This window comes from Pseudochelatococcus lubricantis (genome assembly GCF_042432495.1).
GTDB lineage: Bacteria > Pseudomonadota > Alphaproteobacteria > Rhizobiales > Beijerinckiaceae > Pseudochelatococcus > Pseudochelatococcus lubricantis.
On the sequence record NZ_JBHLXC010000024.1, the window covers coordinates 25,882 to 43,889 of the forward strand.

At 66.3% G+C, this 18,008-nt stretch carries 17 protein-coding genes and 1 tRNA gene; 5 read left to right on the forward strand and 13 right to left on the reverse strand.

The window, feature by feature from the left end:
* Window positions 1-20: 20 nt before the first annotated feature.
* The 13 genes from ACFFJ7_RS19335 to ACFFJ7_RS19395 all read right to left on the reverse strand — a co-directional run bounded on the left by ACFFJ7_RS19335 (window position 21) and on the right by ACFFJ7_RS19395 (window position 12,916).
* Window positions 21-1,253 carry an HlyD family secretion protein gene (locus ACFFJ7_RS19335; protein ID WP_166955962.1) on the reverse strand — a complete coding sequence of 411 codons (1,233 nt, stop codon included), beginning with the start codon at window positions 1,251-1,253 and terminating at the stop codon, window positions 21-23.
* Window positions 1,246-1,677: a hypothetical protein gene (locus ACFFJ7_RS19340; RefSeq protein WP_166955964.1), complete on the reverse strand. Its 432-nt coding sequence runs from the start codon at window positions 1,675-1,677 to the stop codon at window positions 1,246-1,248. The genes ACFFJ7_RS19335 and ACFFJ7_RS19340 overlap by 8 nt, the downstream gene beginning before the upstream one ends.
* Window positions 1,678-2,206: 529 nt before the next feature.
* A tRNA-Lys gene (locus ACFFJ7_RS19345) sits at window positions 2,207-2,282 on the reverse strand.
* Window positions 2,283-2,543: 261 nt separating this feature from the next.
* Entirely contained in the window at window positions 2,544-4,667 is a 2,124-nt protein-coding gene (locus ACFFJ7_RS19350; protein WP_377594593.1) for a sodium-translocating pyrophosphatase, read from the reverse strand.
* A gap of 184 nt (window positions 4,668-4,851) precedes the next feature.
* Complete coding sequence (gene thiL, locus ACFFJ7_RS19355; protein WP_377594595.1) at window positions 4,852-5,883, reverse strand: thiamine-phosphate kinase; 1,032 nt, start codon at window positions 5,881-5,883, stop codon at window positions 4,852-4,854.
* Window positions 5,884-5,936: 53 nt separating this feature from the next.
* Complete coding sequence (gene nusB, locus ACFFJ7_RS19360) at window positions 5,937-6,401, reverse strand: transcription antitermination factor NusB (protein ID WP_377594597.1); 465 nt, start codon at window positions 6,399-6,401, stop codon at window positions 5,937-5,939.
* Complete coding sequence (gene ribH, locus ACFFJ7_RS19365) at window positions 6,401-6,889, reverse strand: 6,7-dimethyl-8-ribityllumazine synthase (RefSeq protein ID WP_377594599.1); 489 nt, start codon at window positions 6,887-6,889, stop codon at window positions 6,401-6,403. The genes nusB and ribH overlap by 1 nt, the downstream gene beginning before the upstream one ends.
* A gap of 47 nt (window positions 6,890-6,936) precedes the next feature.
* Window positions 6,937-7,590, reverse strand: coding sequence for a riboflavin synthase (locus ACFFJ7_RS19370; RefSeq protein ID WP_166955973.1), 654 nt, complete (start codon window positions 7,588-7,590; stop codon window positions 6,937-6,939).
* Complete coding sequence (gene ribD, locus ACFFJ7_RS19375; protein WP_377594601.1) at window positions 7,590-8,741, reverse strand: bifunctional diaminohydroxyphosphoribosylaminopyrimidine deaminase/5-amino-6-(5-phosphoribosylamino)uracil reductase RibD; 1,152 nt, start codon at window positions 8,739-8,741, stop codon at window positions 7,590-7,592. The genes ACFFJ7_RS19370 and ribD overlap by 1 nt, the downstream gene beginning before the upstream one ends.
* Window positions 8,725-9,261, reverse strand: a complete 537-nt coding sequence (nrdR, locus tag ACFFJ7_RS19380) for a transcriptional regulator NrdR (protein WP_377594603.1) — start codon at window positions 9,259-9,261, stop codon at window positions 8,725-8,727. Before nrdR ends, ribD begins: the two co-directional genes overlap by 17 nt.
* Before the next feature lie 12 nt (window positions 9,262-9,273).
* Window positions 9,274-10,581 carry a serine hydroxymethyltransferase gene (gene glyA, locus ACFFJ7_RS19385; RefSeq protein WP_377594605.1) on the reverse strand — a complete coding sequence of 436 codons (1,308 nt, stop codon included), beginning with the start codon at window positions 10,579-10,581 and terminating at the stop codon, window positions 9,274-9,276.
* Window positions 10,582-10,923: 342 nt separating this feature from the next.
* Window positions 10,924-12,198 (reverse strand): L,D-transpeptidase family protein, encoded by a 1,275-nt coding sequence (locus tag ACFFJ7_RS19390; protein WP_377594607.1) that lies wholly within the window; start codon window positions 12,196-12,198, stop codon window positions 10,924-10,926.
* A 202-nt stretch (window positions 12,199-12,400) separates the two neighbouring features.
* Window positions 12,401-12,916 carry a DUF6163 family protein gene (locus ACFFJ7_RS19395; RefSeq protein WP_377594609.1) on the reverse strand — a complete coding sequence of 172 codons (516 nt, stop codon included), beginning with the start codon at window positions 12,914-12,916 and terminating at the stop codon, window positions 12,401-12,403.
* Between the two features lie 267 nt (window positions 12,917-13,183).
* On the opposite strand from ACFFJ7_RS19395, the gene hemB reads away from it, so the two are divergent.
* The 5 genes from hemB to ACFFJ7_RS19420 all read left to right on the forward strand — a co-directional run bounded on the left by hemB (window position 13,184) and on the right by ACFFJ7_RS19420 (window position 17,736).
* Window positions 13,184-14,242, forward strand: coding sequence for a porphobilinogen synthase (gene hemB / locus ACFFJ7_RS19400; RefSeq protein ID WP_166955984.1), 1,059 nt, complete (start codon window positions 13,184-13,186; stop codon window positions 14,240-14,242).
* Window positions 14,243-14,512: 270 nt separating this feature from the next.
* Window positions 14,513-15,172 (forward strand): cell division ATP-binding protein FtsE, encoded by a 660-nt coding sequence (gene ftsE, locus ACFFJ7_RS19405; protein WP_281351176.1) that lies wholly within the window; start codon window positions 14,513-14,515, stop codon window positions 15,170-15,172.
* A 13-nt stretch (window positions 15,173-15,185) separates the two neighbouring features.
* On the forward strand, window positions 15,186-16,190 hold the full coding sequence (locus ACFFJ7_RS19410) for a cell division protein FtsX (RefSeq protein ID WP_343042628.1): 1,005 nt from the start codon (window positions 15,186-15,188) through the stop codon (window positions 16,188-16,190).
* Between the two features lie 12 nt (window positions 16,191-16,202).
* Window positions 16,203-16,919, forward strand: a complete 717-nt coding sequence (locus tag ACFFJ7_RS19415) for a YdcF family protein (RefSeq protein WP_246225450.1) — start codon at window positions 16,203-16,205, stop codon at window positions 16,917-16,919.
* A 73-nt stretch (window positions 16,920-16,992) separates the two neighbouring features.
* Window positions 16,993-17,736 (forward strand): lysophospholipid acyltransferase family protein, encoded by a 744-nt coding sequence (locus tag ACFFJ7_RS19420; protein ID WP_377594612.1) that lies wholly within the window; start codon window positions 16,993-16,995, stop codon window positions 17,734-17,736.
* Window positions 17,737-18,008 lie beyond the last annotated feature (272 nt).

An 18,008-nucleotide genomic window follows, 5' to 3' on the forward strand; every position in this document is an offset into this window, starting at 1 on the left:
CCGACCGGTCGTCCGGCGTCTCAGTGTCCGCCAAGTACGAGAGTCCGGATGGGGAACACCAGCGCCTGGATACGCAGGAGCATGGCGTGCACCAGCCCGACGGCATCCACTCCGTGAAGAGCCAGTTTCTTCAGCGTGCCCACGTTGCCCGAAGCGATCAGGTCATGATTGCTGGTGTAGGCGTTGGCGACGCAGTTGCTACCGGGCGTCACACCGTCAAAGCCGCCTTCGTAGAGCGGCTCAAGATAGGCCAGGATCGTGCCTGGCTGCCTCGATTGCTGAGCGTCCATCAATAGCTCGCCGCTGCGGACCTGACCGGAGGCGATGAAATCCTGCACGTCCGTCACCACCATGGGAATGACCGTCCATGGCTTCGATGCGCAGGTAGCTTCCGCCACCATGCCGGGCTTGATGACTTGCGCCTCGATCTGCCCGAACCCCGCCTGGAGGCGCCCCCTTCCGGCGCCTTCGGGAATGAGCACGCCAGCCGGCCGCATGAAAGGATTTACGATTTCGCCGACCCGCAGCGTGAACTGTTCCACCCGTCCGTCCACACCGGCCCGGACGACGGTCTTGTCGAACTCCACCTGCGCCTGGGCAAGGGCTGCCTCGGCGCTGGCCTTCTGCGCGGGCAGCAGGGTGGCGATCCGCGCTTCGGCCTGGGCCTTGGCGGCGAGGGCGGCGTTGATGCTGCCTTGACGGCTCTGGAGGGCGACCTGAAGCTTCTCGACATCGCGCGTCGCGACAGCGCCCGGATTGCGGCGCTGAATTTCTTGTTTGGCCTCCAGTTCGTCCACAGTCTGCTGATGGGCGCCCCTCGCCTCCTGCAACCGGCCCTCGGCTGCCTGGATGTCCGCCTGCGAGACGATCAGCGCGGCCTCGACCTCGGCGATCTGGCGTCTGGCCAGCTCGACCGCGGCCTCCTGCCTAGAGCTGTCGAGCCGGAATATCGGCTGCCCCTGCCTGATCTCGTCGGTGATGCCCACATAGATTTCAGCGACACGACCGTTTGTTTCCGGCAATATCGGAACAGTCCTGAAGAAAGCAGTGGCGTTCGTTGTCGATGGGTGATTGTAGAAAATTACCGTAATCAGCCCTACTGTCAGCATCAGGCATGCGACGATGCCCCATCGCAACTCGAACCATACCGAGTAGAAGGTGATTTCCTTGCCGATCCGCTTTCCTTGTCCATAGCGGCGGTAGAGATAATCCGGAAGAATCGTCAGGAAGGAGCAGAGAAGAAGCTCAAACATGGGACTGCTCCTTTGAAGCGCCGGCAACGAGCAAATCATCGGCGTTTTCATCCGACTGCTCCGGCGCGCCCTCGCCCTGTTTCAGGCCGGCGATCTTCTCAAGCGCTCCCGCCATCCTGCGGAGTGGGCTGGCGAAGTCCGGGATATCGACCAGAGCCAGCAGCAGGCCAATGACCCAGAAGAGATGCACATGCGTGAAAAGGGCCAGCAAGCCCAGCACCGCAACGATCTCGAACTGGAGCTTGCGTCCCCTGTGGGCAATACGTTCGGGCATGGTATGCAGCCGCAGGAACAGGGTGCCGGCGCCAAGCACGACAAGGATCAGAAATACCGCCATGACCACCATGAGGACATCAGTCTCTCCAGGCGGCGCGATGAAAACAGGCAGAGCATGTGGAGCCGCCGGATGGAGTGATGCAGTCATATCGGTCGTCCCATATATTGCATGTATGGCGTGAAATACTTCAGGGAGCAGTCGTTGGCTTTTCCGATTGTCTGACTGCGCGCGTGGCGACTTCGGCCGCAGGGGGCATGTTGAGAGCATCATCGGTCATGGGCGCTTCCTCGCAGGTGTCGCGTGTGGGACGCGATGACCCAATACAGTATATTATTGCATATAAAAGGCACAATTGCTAGGAGCTGCCAATTGACGGCAATTGAGAGATGGCCTCTACAAGGAAAATTTCTTGCTAATATTCATATATTAGGAATTTTTTCTTATTAATATGAATAAAAACATGTTGCGATACTTATGACTCTAGCGCATAACCTGTGCGCTATCGACGTCTCCGCATGACGTATCCGCAACCCTGCGCTCAGACGGCTCATCAGAACGCGACATATCGACTGGATACGACATCCATCGATTAACGATCTTGTTGATTGAAAGAACTCGCGGAGGAGAATATAGCGGACGCCTACACGAAAGCTGTTGATGCAACAGACTTTGTCGATGGTGGGCGCACTAGGGCTCGAACCTAGGACCCGCTGATTAAGAGTCAGCTGCTCTACCAACTGAGCTATGCGCCCATCGACACTGGAGCGGATAAAACCGCATCCCGGCGGCAGCCCGTCAGGACAGCGCCTCGTGTGGATGCTGAATTAGCAAACCGCGGCGGTGCTGTCCAGTACCTTGCCGGCAATTTTCCTATTTTTTGGCTGCTCCCGGCGCTTTCAACTGGCCATCCACCGCTGGAGCCAGCAGTGGATGGAGATATTCTCTTTTCATATCAATAACATGTAACTTATCCACTGCTCACAGTGCTCTGCCGTCCGTGCACAGGCGACGTCTCACCCGTGCGCCAACACGGCCAGCAGCAGCAGCGCGACGATGTTGGTGATCTTGATCATCGGATTGATCGCCGGCCCTGCGGTGTCCTTGTAGGGGTCGCCCACGGTGTCGCCGGTCACCGCCGCCTTGTGGGCTTCTGAGCCCTTGCCGCCGAAGTGGCCTTCCTCAATGAATTTCTTGGCGTTATCCCACGCACCGCCGCCGGAGGTCATGGATATGGCGACGAACAGGCCGGTGACGATCACGCCGAGCAGCATCGCGCCCACGGCCGCGAAGGCATCGCTGCGGCCCGCTACCAGCAGGACGACACCGAAGCACACCAGCGGCGACAGCACCGGCAGCAGCGAAGGCAGGATCATTTCCCGAATCGCCGCCCGCGTCAGCAGGTCGACGGCGCGGCCATAGTCGGGACGCGATTCGCCCGTCATGATGCCCGGCTTCTCGCGGAACTGACGGCGCACCTCCTCCACTACCGAGCCGGCCGCGCGCCCGACCGCCGTCATGCCGAAGCCGCCGAACACGAAAGGCAACAGGCCGCCGAACAGCAGGCCCACGACGACGAAGGGATTCGACAGCGAGAAATCGACGGTAACACCCGCGAAATAAGTATAGAGGTCTGGATGAGCGGTGAAATGGGCGAGGTCTGACGTATAGGCGGCGAAAAGCACCAGCGCGCCGAGCCCGGCCGAGCCGATGGCGTAACCCTTGGTCACTGCCTTGGTGGTGTTGCCCACCGCGTCGAGCGCGTCCGTCGCCGTGCGCACCCGAGCGGGCAGGCCGGCCATCTCCGCGATGCCGCCGGCATTGTCCGTCACCGGGCCGAAGGCGTCGAGCGCCACCACGAAGCCGCACAGCGCCAGCATCGCCGTCACCGCGATCGCGATGCCGAAGAGGCCGGCAAGCGCGTTCGCGCCGATGATCGCCGCGATGATCGCCAGCGCCGGCAGCGCCGTCGCCTCCAGCGAGACGGCGAGCCCCTGGATGACGTTGGTGCCGTGCCCCGTTCGGGAGGCGGCGGCAATCGATTGTACGGGCCGATATTGCGTGCCGGTGTAGTATTCCGTGATCACCACGATCACAGCCGTCAGCAGCAGACCGATCACGCCGCAGCCAAAAAGCGCCAGGGGCGAGAACGTTTCGCCGCCGGCCGTGGTCAGCGCCGCCGTGGGGTCGCCGAACACCAGCCAGGTAACCAGCGCCAGCGCGGCGAGCGACAGCACGCCCGTAGCGATGAAACCGCGGTACAGCGCGCCCATGATGGATTCGGTCACGCCAAGCCGCACGAAGAAGGTGCCCGCGATGGAAGAGACGATGCACGCTGCGCCGATCGCCAGCGGATAGAGCAGCACGGCCCCGAGCGAGGGCGAGCCGGCGAAGGCAACAATGGCGAGCACCATGGTGGCGACGATCGAGACGACATAGGTCTCGAAGAGATCGGCGGCCATGCCAGCGCAATCGCCGACATTGTCGCCCACGTTGTCCGCGATGGTCGCCGGGTTGCGCGGATCGTCCTCCGGAATGCCCGCCTCGACCTTGCCGACGAGATCGCCGCCGACGTCCGCGCCCTTGGTGAAGATGCCGCCGCCCAGACGGGCGAAGATCGAGATCAGCGAGGCGCCGAAGCCCAGGGCCACCAGCGCGTCGACGACCGTGCGGCTGTCGGGCGCGTAGCCGATGCCATGGACGAGCACCGCAAACGACACTGCGACGCCGAGCAGCGCAAGCCCCGCCACCAGCAGGCCGGTGACCGCACCAGAGCGGAAGGCGATGTCGAGCCCGTCAGCCAGCGAGTTGGTGGCCGCCTGCGCCGTGCGCACGTTGGCACGCACCGAAACGTTCATGCCGATGAAGCCCGCCGCCCCCGAAAGCACGGCACCGGCGGCGAAACCGCCCGCCACGATCCAGCCGAGCACGAAGCCGAGCAGCACGAACAGCACGATGCCGACGAGCGCGATGGTGGTGTACTGGCGGCGCAGATAGGCCTGCGCGCCCTCCCGGATCGCGTCGGCGATATCGCGCATGCGCTGCGTGCCGGTGTCGGCCGCCATCACCGCGCGGACGGTGACGATGCCGTAGATGATGGATAAGGCGCCTGCGGCAATAACGATGGAGAGTGCGAGCATACTGTTCCCCCTCTGGCGTCCCAAGGTTTTCGCGACGGGCCCGGACGACACGGTTCGTCCGCACGCCTGCGCGGCATGGGATCATGCGCTCCTTTCAATGCACCAGAATTACACGCCGTTGGCAAATGGCGGTTTGTAGCAGGATGAATTTTCGTCGGCCCCGCCGCTCCGGATGCGGCCGGGCTCAGAAATGGGAGAACGAGCCGTGTTCGACAGTAATCTCCACGCCGTCCCGGCGCACCGTCAGCGGCGCGTCGCCAGCCGTGACGCGGCCGATGGCGGCCACCGGCACATTCGCCCCCTCGCACAGGCGCTGGAACGCGCCGAACCGCTCCGGCGCGACGGAACAGAGCACCTCGTAGTCGTCGCCGCCCGTCGCCGCCGCGAGCAGCATCTCCGGCGCCGCCTCCACGGCCGCGTGCACCGCTGCCGAGAGCGGCACCCGGTCGAGATCGATATCGCCCGAAACGCCAGAAGCGCGCAGAAACTTGCGCGCATCGCCGATCAGCCCGTCCGACACGTCCATCGCGCCGCCGGCATGTTCGCGCAGGGCGAGAGCCACTGCATTGCGCGGCTCCGGCAGCAGATAACGCTGCGTGAGATGGGTCTGTTCGGCCGGAGTGAGCACATCGCGCCAGCCGGCTTCCTGCGGTGCCCCCTCGCCTGCGGGGGATCCGGCGTCACGTTCGGCGAGCCGCAGACGCAGGCCCAGCGCGGAGTCGCCGATGGTGCCGGTCACCGCCAGGATATCGCCCGCCCGCGCGCCCGTGCGCCGCACCATATAGCCCGTGGGCACGCGCCCGAGCGCCGTGATGGAGACGGTGAGCGGCCCCGGCGTGCGCACGGTGTCGCCCCCGAGCAGCGGGCAGCCGTAGACCCGCGCGTCCGCACCAAGCCCCTCGGAAAACGCCGTGATCCAGGCGAGCGACGTATCCTTCGGCAGCGAGAGCGCGAGCAGGAAACCGAGCGGCTCGGCGCCCTTGGCGGCCAAATCGGACAGGTTGACCCGCAGCGCCTTGCGCGCCACCGTGCCAGGCGGATCGTTGCGGAAGAAGTGCACGTCCGCGACCACGACATCGACGGTCAGCACCAGTTCAGAGCCTGCCGGCGCCGGCAGCAGCGCGGCGTCGTCGCGCAGATCGAGCGAACCTGCCCCGGCGATGGGCGCGAACAACTGGCTGATCAGGGCGTCTTCGCTCAGCGAGGCAACCGTCATGTCGCACCCCTTCCAAGTGGCAAAAGGCCGCGTGGCCGGTGCCCGCGCGGATATCAGTTGCGGGCGGCCAGCTCCTCCGCGCGGTCGCTGCGCGCCAGGGTGTCGAGCACGGCGTTGACGAGGCCGGGTTCGTCATCGTCATAGAAGGCCCGCGCCACATCGACATATTCCGAAATGGTCACGCGCGGCGGCACGTCCGTGCGGAACAGCAGCTCGAAGGTGGCCACGCGCAGGATGGCGCGCAGAACCGTCTCGATTCGCTTCAGCGGCCAGCCCTTCGCCAGCGCCTCGTCCACGCGCCGGTCGATCGTCTTCTGCTCGCGCACCACGCCCGCGACGAGGTCGCGGAAGAAAGCGTCCTCGACCGGCTTGAACGTCAGCCCCTCGATTTCCTTGCCGTTCCAGAAGCGCTCGAACTCGACGGTGGCGTCAAGGACGCCGGCCCCCGTCAGTTCCATCTGGTACAGCGCCTGCACGGCGGCGAGCCGCGCCGCGCTGCGCTTTTCCGTTTTCGACATCAATCCTCAACCCTGTTTGCGATCTGGCGCCGGATGCCGAGCACAGCGAGCGCCGCGCGTGCGGCGAAGCCGCCCTTGTCCTCGCCCGTCACCCTTGCCCGCGCCCACGCCTGCTCCTCGTTCTCCACGGTGAGAATGCCGTTGCCGATGGGCAGCAGGAATTCGAGCCCCAGATCCGTCAGCGCCCGCGCGCTTTCGCCCGCCACGATGTCGTAGTGGCTGGTCTCGCCGCGGATGACAGTGCCAAGCGCCACGGCGGCGTCGACCTCCGGCCCCTCCTCCAGCACGATGGCGAGGGCGGGAGCAATCTCCAGCGCGCCCGGCACCGTGATCACCTCGACTTCCGCGCCGGCGGCCTCAAGCACGGCGCGCGCGCCCTTCAGCAACTCGTCGGCGATGTCCGCGTAGTAGCGGGCCTCGACGATCAGAACCTTCGCGCCGAAAACGGCGGAGAAATCATCATCAGCGATCCGGACCGATTGTGCCATCTGAACGCTCCTTCAGTTTCTGGCGCAAAGACGCCGCGTCAACCTTGTCAGTAACCCGCCGCCCGCGCCTGCGCAAGCCGCGCCGCATAGCGCGCCATCAGATCGACCTCGATATTGATGCGGTCGCCTGCCCTCCGCTCGCCCCAGGTGGTGATCTGCAGCGTGTGCGGAATCAGCAGCACCGTGAACAGGTCGTCCTCCACGGTGTTGACGGTCAGCGACGTGCCGTCGAGCGTCACCGATCCCTTGGCGGCGATGAAGGCCGCGAGTTCGCGCGGCGCGCGCAGCGTGAAGCGTGCCGTCTCGCCCCAGCTCTGTGCGCCCGCGCCCTCCTCCCGTTCGGTGATCTCGTCGCGGGCGACGAGATCGGCGATGCCGTCGACGTGGCCGGAGACGAGATGGCCGCCCAATTCGTCGCCGATCTTCAGCGCCCGCTCCAGATTGACGCGCGTGCCGGCCTGCCAGTCGCCCACCGTGGTGAGCGCCAGCGTTTCGGCGGCGGCGTCGACCTCGAACCACGCGCCACCCTCGCGCGGGCCGAAGGCCACCACCGTCAGGCACGGCCCGCCGCAGGCGATGGATGCGCCAAGCTGGATGGTTTCGGGATCGAACCGGGAATTGATGCGCAGACGACGCAGCGTGCCCTGGAAGGACTGCACCGAGACAATCTCGCCGACATCTGAAATAATGCCTGTAAACATCAGAATGGCCTTTCGAATTTTTCGAAGCGGTCGAGCCCCCAATAGCCTGTCTCATGCAGCCTGAACTGCGCCGGATCGGCGAGCGCGACCGCGAGCGCGGGGCCGATGGCCCGAAGGCCGGAGCCCTCCTCGCCGGCCGGCAACGCCTGCGGCCCGGTCAGCATCAGCGCCTCGTCGATGAGGCCGGCGCCGGCCAGCGCTTCCGCGAGCGCAGGGCCGCCTTCGGAAAATACCCGCGCGATCCCGCGTTGCGCCAGCGCGGCCAGCGCGGCCGGCAACGACACGCGCCCGTCCCGCTCCGCCGCGACGCGGATCACCACGACACCGGCCGCGGCGAGCTTCTGCTCGCGATCGGCCGGCGCGGCGTCGGTCGTCACGACCCATGTCGGCACCTGCGACGCGCCCGCGACAAGGCGTGCGTCGGGCGGGAGGCGCAGGGTGCTGTCGAGGACGACGCGGATCGGCGAGCGCGCATCGAGGCCGGGCAGCCGCACGGTCAGTTGCGGATCGTCGGCGAGCACCGTGCCGACGCCCACCATGATGGCATCCGCGTGAACGCGCATGAGATGCACCTGATCGTTGGCCGCGGCCCCCGTGATCAGCAGTCTGCCGCCAGCCGCGCGCGCGGCGAAGCCGTCCGCCGTGCGGGCGAGTTTCAGCGTCACCAGCGGCCGCCCCAGCGTCACACGCAGGATATGCCCCCGATGCATGCGAAACGCATCGTCCGCGAGCACGCCGGTATGCACCGTGACGCCCGCGGCACGCATGCGCGCATGGCCCTGTCCGGCGACGCGCGGGTCGGGATCCTCGACGCCCGTCACCACGCGCGCCACGCCGGCGGCGATGATCGCATCCGAACACGGGCCGGCCCGGCCGTGGTGGGAACAGGGTTCGAGCGAGACATACATGGTCGCACCGCGCGCCGCCTCGCCGGCCATGGCGAGCGCGACGGGCTCGCCATGCGGCCGGCCACCTTCCTGAGTCGCGCCGAGCCCCACGACGACCGGCGCGCCCTCCACCGTCCGCACGATAACGGAGCCGACCGAAGGGTTGGGCGATGTCAGCCCCTGTTGGCGCCAGCCCAGCGCCAGCGCCTCGCGCATGAAGCGCCCGTCGATGGCGCCTTGCCTTCCGTCATCGCTTGAAGTCATCGGATTTCGCCTGCCCTGCGCTGTCCGGCGCATCATCGGCGTCTTCCGCCGTTCCTGCAAGCTCCGGTTTGTAGCCGGCGAGTTCACCGACGAAGGCCTCGAAATCGCTCGCCTCGCGGAAATTGCGATAGACGGACGCGAAGCGGACGAAGGCAACGCTGTCGAGCTGACGCAGGCCCTCCATCACCAGTTCGCCGATCTGCTCGCTGGTGACGTCGGCCTCGCCCGTCTGCTCAAGCTGGCGGACGACGCCGCTGATCATGCGCTCGACCCGCTCGGCATCGACGGCGCGCTTGCGCAGCGCCACCATCACCGAACGGGCGAGCTTGTCGCGGTTGAACGGCTCCCGCTTGCCGGAGCGCTTCATCACCGTCAGCTCACGCAACTGCACGCGCTCGAAGGTCGTGAAGCGGCCGCCGCAATCGGGGCAGACGCGCCGCCGCCGGATTGCGGTGCTGTCCTCCGCCGGCCGGGAATCCTTGACCTGCGTATCGAGACTTCCGCAATAGGGGCAACGCATGGATGAACCCGATCAGGCGTAGATCGGAAAGCGGGCCGTCAGCGCGTGGACCTTGTCCTTCACCTGCACCTCCACAGCCGCGTTGCCGTCCTCGCCGTTCGCCGCGAGGCCGTCGAGCACCGTGACGATGAGCCGCCCGATCTCGCGGAACTCCTCCGTACCAAAGCCGCGCGTCGTGCCGGCCGGGGTGCCGAGACGGATGCCGGAGGTGATGGTCGGCTTCTCCGTGTCGAACGGCACGCCGTTCTTGTTGCAGGTGATATGCGCACGCCCCAGCGCCGCCTCGGCCGCCTTGCCGTTAAGGCCCTTGCTGCGCAGGTCGACGAGGAACAGATGGTTGTCCGTGCCGCCGGAGACGATGCTGTAGCCGGCGTCCGCGATGGTCTTCGCCAGCACGGCGGCGTTGTCGACCACGGCGCGTGCGTAAAGCCGGAACTCCGGCTGCAGCGCCTCGCCGAACGCCACGGCCTTCGCCGCGATCACGTGCATCAGCGGGCCGCCCTGCAGGCCGGGGAAGATCGCCGAATTGATCTTCTTCGCGATGGTCTCGTCATTGGTGAGGATGAGGCCGCCGCGCGGGCCGCGCAGCGTCTTGTGGGTTGTCGTGGTGGCGACATGCGCATGCGGGAACGGCGAGGGATGCACGCCGCCCGCGACGAGGCCGGCGAAATGCGCCATGTCCACGAAGAAATAGGCGCCCACCGAGTCCGCGATCTCGCGGAAGCGGGCGAAATCCCAGAAGCGCGAATAGGCCGAGCCGCCGGCGATGATGAGCTTCGGCTTGTGCTCTTCGGCGACACGGGCGACCTGATCGTAGTCGATGCGGTGATCGTCCTCGCGCACGGTGTAGGAAACCGGCTTGAACCACTTGCCCGAGAGGTTGGGCGGCGCGCCGTGCGTGAGATGCCCGCCCGCCGCGAGATCGAGCCCGAGGAAGGTGTCGCCCGGCTGGAGCAGCGCGAGGAACACCGCCTGGTTGGCCTGCGAGCCCGAATTGGGCTGCACGTTGGCATAGCCTGCGTCGAACAGCTTCTTGGCCCGCTCGATGGCGAGGTTTTCCGCGATGTCGACGAACTGGCAGCCGCCGTAGTAGCGCCGGCCCGGATAACCTTCCGCATACTTGTTGGTCAGCACGGAGCCCTGCGCCTCGATGACCGCGCGCGAAACGATGTTTTCCGAGGCGATCAGCTCGATCTCCTCGCGCTGGCGACCGAGTTCGAGATCGATGGCGCGTGCGATCTCCGGATCAGCCTCCGCCAGCGGGGCGGAAAAGAAGCTGTTGGAGAGTGTGTACCGGGAAGAAATATCGTTCGCGCTCATGGACAGGCTCCGCATCGGGGAGAGATGTTCCCCATTCTATCGGCAGGGTCATGGACCGGCCCGCGGCCGGTTCGCTGGCGATTGCGCACCGCGGGCCGGGCGAAAGCGACGCCGGCGCATTGCTGCGCGACCCGCCATTTCCCCCGTCCGCCGTCGAATCGGCAGGGAAGCTAGCATGCGCCCGGTTCCGCGCCAACAGCAAGCCCGCCGCTGCCATGGCCGCCCACGGCGCGGCGCATGGCAAGCGCGAACACGGCAGACATGAAAAAGGCCACGATGCCTGCGACACCGTGACCCGTCTTTCCGGCCTGCAGCCGGGGCGCGTGCGCCCCGGACAGCGGCTCAGTACTGCGATGCTTCGGAATCGTTCGCCTCAAGCGCCGCGATCTGCCCGCCGAGGCCGAGGCCGTCGCGGTTGTAGATGTCGGAGCGGAACTGCACCAGGCCGTCGGGCGTCGCCCACGCGGTGATGTAGGTCCAGTACACCGGCACCGGATTGGCGAGCGGCGCGTCGATGCGCTTGCCGGAGTCGATCGCGGCCTGGATCTGGTCCCTGCCCCAGCCGGGCGTGTCTTCCAGCAGGAAGGCGATGTAGTCGCGCACATTCTGCATGCGCACGCAGCCCGACGACACGAAGCGGAAGTCGTCGCCGAAAACACCCTTGGCCGGCGTGTCGTGCATGTACACGCCATGGGGGTTCGGGATGTTGATGCGCACGAAGCCCATCGAGTTGAGGTCGGCGCCCGGATCCTGACGGAAGCGGTAGCTGGTCGCCTCGTAGGTGTTCCAGTCGACCTGGCTCGGCTGGATTTCCTGGCCCTGCTGATTGTAGATGCGTATCTTCTGGTCCGTCAGGTAGCTCGGGTCCTTGCGCATCTTCGGGATCAGGTCCTTGCGGATGATCGATGCGGGCACCGTCCAGAACGGGTTGAAGTTGATCTCGGTCACCTTGGAGTTGAAGATCGGCGACTGGCGGTCGACCTTGCCCACGCCTGCCGCGTGGCGGGTCACGACGTGGTTGTTCGACACCGTCTCGACCACCGCGCCCGGCAGGTTGACGACGACGTAGCGGTTGCCGAGATTGCCCGAGTAGGAGCGCAGGCGCACGAGGTTGAGTTCGAGCTGGCGCACGCGCACGTCCGCCGGCACGTTGAGCGCGGCGGCGGTGCCGGGGTTGAGGGAGCCCGTGGGGCTCAGGCCATAACGCTCCTGCGCGCGGCGCAGGGCCGCCTCGACGTAGGAATCGAAGACCTCGCCGCGCGCGGCCGAGGCATCGAGATCGCCGCCGACGACGAGCCGCTGACGCAGGGCCTGCACCGCCGGCCCTCGCGAGCCGAGACGCAGCCTGTCGTTGCCGATGCGGCCCCAGCCGCCCTGGTCAGCGAGGGCGCGGTAGTGGATGATGGCCTGCTCGGTCGCCGCGACGGCGTCGGGCGACAGCGTCGGCGTGTTGGAGCGCGACACGCGCGCACGCTGCGCCGAGTCGTAATTCTGCTGCCATTCCGCCTGACCGAAAGCGAGCTGCTGCGCGGCGGAAGGCGTGACTGCAACCACCGAACCTGCGAGGAGGAGACCCCCGGCGACGGCCGCGGGCAAACGGGCGATACGAATTTTCACGGACTTGACCTCGAATTCTGCCGGCCTGACACAACCTGCCTGCGTGAAGCCCCCCAAGCCCCCGCAGCCGACTGCGCCACCATGTATCATGGTTTTGTACACGTTAGCAGCGTTGAAGTTAAGCAACCGTGAGCGTCCGGCGCATTGCGCCCGCCCGCCGGTGTCCGCACGCCACACCAGCCGCCGCCCTGCTGAAGGCCGTTCAGGGCGCGATTCGCGAGGCGCGCCAGGATAATACGAAGTATGTGACCACGAGAAAGCCGAGGATTCCCGGTGCCACAGGACCGCTCACAACTGCGTGAGGCACGAAGAAGCCGATCAGCAGATAGCTCAACGCTGCCAGCAACCATATCACGCCGCCCCACGTGCTCGTCAGCCACAGCCCGACCGCGGCGACGAGGTCGATGACCGCGAAATACACGATGGCCGACTGCCATTGCAGGGTCTGCGTCTCGAAGACGGGCGTCTGCGGCAGGAAGCCGAGCAGCACGACCCAATACGCAAGCCCCTTGGCGATCCAGAGGATCGCGGCCACGCGCATGAACCAGACGAGCGCGAGGTCCCAGCGGAACGGCTGGCGCTCCTCGTCGCGCTGCCGCTTGCTTCCTCCCGCAGGCAGGTCCCTCGCCGGCGGGTAGCGCGCGGGCAACTCCCGATCCTGCGAATCACCGGGGGTATTCCGTTCGAGAACCTGTCCTGCCGCTGGCTCGCTGGTCAATTTGCCTCGTCCTGTCTTCGCCGCGCCTTCCCCACCGCCGGGGACGATGCCGATTACGGCATCGCGCGCCAAAAGAAAACCGCTCCCGCCCGCAGCACCGCGAAAGGCCGGCGGGCGAATGCCGCCTGGGCCGATTCCAGCCCGCAGCGCTATTTCTTCCCCTGCGACGACTTATCCATCTTTTTTTGAACGGTTCCTATGTGATAACGGTATATAAGAAGCACCGCACCCCTCCGGTAATGGTGCCACCGACAGGATATGAGGGCAATGGCCAGCCGCGTCGTAACTCCGTTCGAGCGTCGCAAGGACGTTCACACCGATAACCTTCCCGTCAGCGATCTGGGCCTCAGCAAGCGCCCCCGCCGCAACCGCCGTGCGGACTGGTCGCGCAGGCTCGTGCGGGAAGTGGAGCTGACGGCCAACGACCTGATCTGGCCCCTTTTCGTCATCGAGGGTGATTCCGAAATCGCGGTGGACGCCATGCCCGGCGTGAGCCGCCTCAGCATCCAGGCCGCCGTTCGCGAGGCCGAGAAGGCGGCGGCGCTGGACATTCCGGCGATCGCGCTCTTTCCCTATACCGATCCGCTGCTGCGCGACGAGCTGGGCAGCGAGGCCCACAACAGCCGCAACCTCGTGTGCCGCGCCACCCGCGCGATCAAGGCGGCGGTGCCGGAGATCGGCGTCATCACCGATGTCGCGCTTGATCCCTACACCAGCCACGGCCATGACGGCCTGATGCGCGACGGCGTGGTCCTCAACGACGAATCGGTCGCCGCGCTCGTCGAGCAGGCGCTGGTGCAGGCGGCGGCGGGCGCCGACGTCATCGCCCCCTCCGACATGATGGACGGGCGCGTGGCCGCCATCCGCGCCGCGCTCGACCGCGAGGGTTTCCGCGATGTGCAGATCATGGCCTACGCGGCCAAATATGCCTCGGCCTTTTACGGCCCGTTCCGCGACGCCGTCGGCTCGAACGTCGCGCTCGTAGGCGACAAGCGCACCTACCAGATGGACCCGGCCAACGGCGACGAGGCGCTGCGCGAGGTCGCGCTCGACCTCGACGAGGGCGCGGACATGGTCATGGTGAAGCCGGGCATGCCTTATCTCGACGTGGTGCACCGCGTGAAGGAAGCGTTCCGTGTGCCGACCTTCGCCTATCAGGTCTCGGGCGAGTACGCCATGATCGAGGGCGCGGCGCGCCAGGGCTGGATCGACGGCGAAAAGGCGATGCTGGAAAGCCTGATCGCCTTCAAACGCGCGGGCGCCGACGGCGTCCTCACCTACTTCGCGCTGCGCGTCGCCCAGCGGCTGAAGCAGGGCCGTCTCTGAGGCATCGGGCGACGCCTGCCCGCGCCGCTGCAAGTCCGCCACAAAATTGCCCCGACAACGCGGAACAGTCGCAAACGACCGGGCGTCGCGGTTGTCGGGCGTCGACGGTCCCGCGTGAATTCTCATGTGGGCACGGCGACTTCGTTTGAACATGCTTTACCGAAGCGTGCTAGACCTTGGCTCCTGTCCATCCGTGCGATGTCGCGCCGCTTCCGGCAGGGGCGGTCTTGCCAGAATCGGCGGTTTCGCCAGAATCGGGAGAAAGGGCTGTTGGTCCGCTTCGAGAATGTCGGCCTACGTTATGGCATGGGACCCGAGATCCTGCGGGATCTGACGTTTTCCATCGAGCCGCGATCCTTCCAGTTTCTCACCGGCCCTTCGGGCGCGGGCAAGACAACCCTGCTGCGGTTGATCCTGCTGTCGCTCAAGCCCACGCGCGGCCTCGTGTCGCTGTTCGGACGCGACGTCTCCTCCATCACCGGCGAGGAACTCACTGCGATGCGCCGGCGCATGGGCATCGTTTTCCAGGATTTTCGCCTGCTCGACCACCTCACCACGTTCGAGAACGTTGCCCTGCCCCTGCGCGTGCAGGGCAAGGAAGAGGCGCAGTACCGCTCGGAGGTGGTGGAGCTGCTGCGCTGGGTGGGGCTGGGCGAGCGCATGCATGTGCTGCCGCCGGTGCTCTCCGGCGGCGAGAAGCAACGCGCGGCGATTGCGCGCGCGCTGATCGCGCGGCCGGAACTGCTGCTCGCCGACGAGCCGACCGGCAACGTCGACCCGGCGCTGGCGCGCCGGCTGCTGCGGCTTTTCGTCGAATTGAACCGCCTCGGAACTTCCGTCGTCATTGCCACCCACGACCTGACCCTGATGGATCTCGTCGACGCCCGCCGCTTCGTGCTGGGCGACGGGCGGCTGCACATCTTCGACTGAAACGGAGCCATACGTGAGCGATCCCGCCAGCAACACCGCTTACGACGCACCGGCGACAGCGGCCACACCATCCGCAGACATGTCGGCGGACGCCGGACTGCCCGACAACCTGGCGCGCAACCAGCCGCTCGTACCGCCCGACTCCACCTCCGGCCGGGCGCTCGTGACCGTGGTCGCGATCCTCACCTTCCTCGCAGCGCTCGCCGCCGGCACCGCGCAGCTCGTCGCTGCCGCCTCCCACAACTGGACGAGCACAATCGCCCGCGAGGCGACCATCCAGATCAAGCCCGACGCGCGACGCGACGCCGACCGGGACGCGGCTCAGGCGGCCGAGATCGCCCGCGCCTATCCCTCCATCGCCGGCGTGGAAATCTATTCGAAGGAAGAAGCGGAGCGCCTGCTGGAGCCGTGGCTCGGCCGGGGCGTGTCGTTCGTGGAACTGCCGGTGCCGCGTATCGTCGTGCTACGCCTCGCCGAAGGCAGCGAGACAATGGAGACCGATCTCGCGGAGCTGCGCCAGCAATTGACGGACGCCGTGCCGGGCGCGTCGCTCGACGACCATCGCAACTGGATCGAGCGGCTGGCGGTCATGGCGGGAACCGTCGTTTTCGTGGCAATCGTCATCGTGGCGCTGGTCTTGGTGGCGGCGGCTAGCGCCATCGCGACCACGACGCGGGGCGCCGTCGCGGGCGATCGCGAAATTCTGGACGTGTTGCATTTCGTCGGCGCGGATGACAGATTCATCGTCCGCGAGTATCAGTCGCGGTTCTTCCGCATGGGGCTGCGGGGCGGACTTCTGGGGAGCGTCGCCGCCGTGCTCTTTATCGCAAGCGCGGGTCTGCTATCCTCGTGGTGGCGGGCGAGCCCCGGCGGCGATCAACTGGAGGCGCTGTTCGGCGCCTTCGACATGGGTTGGAAGGGATACGCTTCCATGTTTATCGTCGCGGCTGTCGTGGCCATCGTGACAGCCGCTGTATCCGGCTTCACCGTGCGCCGCTACCTGACGCGGCTGCAATGACGGGGATTGCGTTTGACCTCGGGCGGACTGGGCAGCGATTCGAACGATGACCGGCAAGGCGCACCGGCAAGCCGGCGCACGCTGATTTCACTGGCAGCGCTTGTATCGCGCGGCGCGGTGATGGCTGCGGTGATTACGGCCCTCCTGCTGGGCGGCGGGTTTCTCGCCTTCGTGCGCACGGTCGAGACCTATCCGGCGGACAGCAAGGCTGTCGCCGACGGCATCGTGGTGCTCACCGGCGGCGCGCAGCGTATCGCGGATGCGGCGGCGCTGCTGGCGCAGGGCCGCGCGAAGCGCATGCTGATCACCGGTGTGAACGAGGCGACGACGCGCGCGGAAATCGCCGTCACCCACCCCGTCATCGCGGGCACGAACTGCTGCGTAGACCTCGACTACCGGGCGCGCAACACCATCGGCAACGCCATCGAGACACGGCGCTGGGCCGAGAGCCACGGCTTCAGCTCGCTGATCGTCGTCACCTCGACCTACCACATGCCGCGCACCCTGCTCGAACTGGAGCATGCGCTGCCCGGCATGAAGCTGCTGCCCTATCCCGTCGTGGCGGCACAGTCGGACGGCGGACGGTGGCTGACCGACGGCGAGGCGCTGCGCTTCCTGATATGGGAGTATATCAAGTACCTCGCGGCCTTCACCCGCACGTCCGTCGAGGCCGATCCCGAACATTCGCCGTTCGCGGTGCTTTTTGGCGGGCGCAAGCCGCTATCTTGATGGCGGTCGCGCGTTCGCTTCCCGACCGCCGGTCCGTCCGGTCCGGCGCCCATTTGCGGTAAAGTCTTTCGACATGCTGTTCGTTCGCTCGCTTCTGTTCTCGATCCTGTTCTACGGCAACCTGACGCTGTGGCTGCTCGCGTGCCTGCCCCTGCTCGCCGTGCCGCCGCGCTATCTGTTCCCCGTGGCGCGGGCCTGGGCGCGCAGCAACCTGTGGCTGCTGCGCACCGTGGTCGGCATGAGGGTGGAATGGCGCGGCCTCGGTAACATCCCCAAGGGTGGGCTGCTGGTCGCGGCCAAGCATCAGTCGGCATGGGAGACCTTCGCCCTGATGACCGTGTTCGAGCGGCCGATTTTCGTGCTGAAGCAGGAATTGATCCGGCTGCCGCTCTTCGGCTGGTTCCTGCAGCGCATCGGCATGATCCCGGTCGACCGCTCGGCCGGCGCCTCGGCGCTCGCGGGCATGGCCCGCATGGCGCGGGAGAAGGTGCAGGAAGGGCACCAGGTCATCATCTTTCCGGAAGGCACGCGCCGCGCGCCCGGCGCTCCGCCGGACTACAAGACCGGCGTCGCCTTCCTCTACGACAGCCTCAAGACGCCGTGCCTGCCGGTGGCGCTGAACTCCGGCCTTTTTTGGCCGCGGCAGAGCTTCCTGCGGCAGCCGGGCACGGTCGTGGTCAGCATCCTGCCGCCGCTGCCGGCAGGCATTCCGCGCCGGCAAGTGATCGCGGAACTGGAACGGCGCATCGAGACGGAAACCAACCGGCTTCTCGAAGGCGCCCACCCGCCCGATGGCGATGCGCGCCGGAAGGCTTAGAGCGCGTTCCGATCAGATGGAATCATCTGATCGATCAGAATTCGCTCAAAATAAGAGATCTAGAATCAGGCCAAACGAGGGTTCCGGTACGGTTACCGGTTTCCTGGATGAGTCTGATGCGAAAACAAATGGGCAGAACAGCAGCGCGATTCCGGCTTCACGCCCGCCACTCCTGTGCACGATTGCGTGAGGCGGATGTGATATCCTGAAAATATCTTTCTTTAGCAAATAGATATAGGGAGATGCCGATCCGCCTTCAGCCGTCGCCGCTC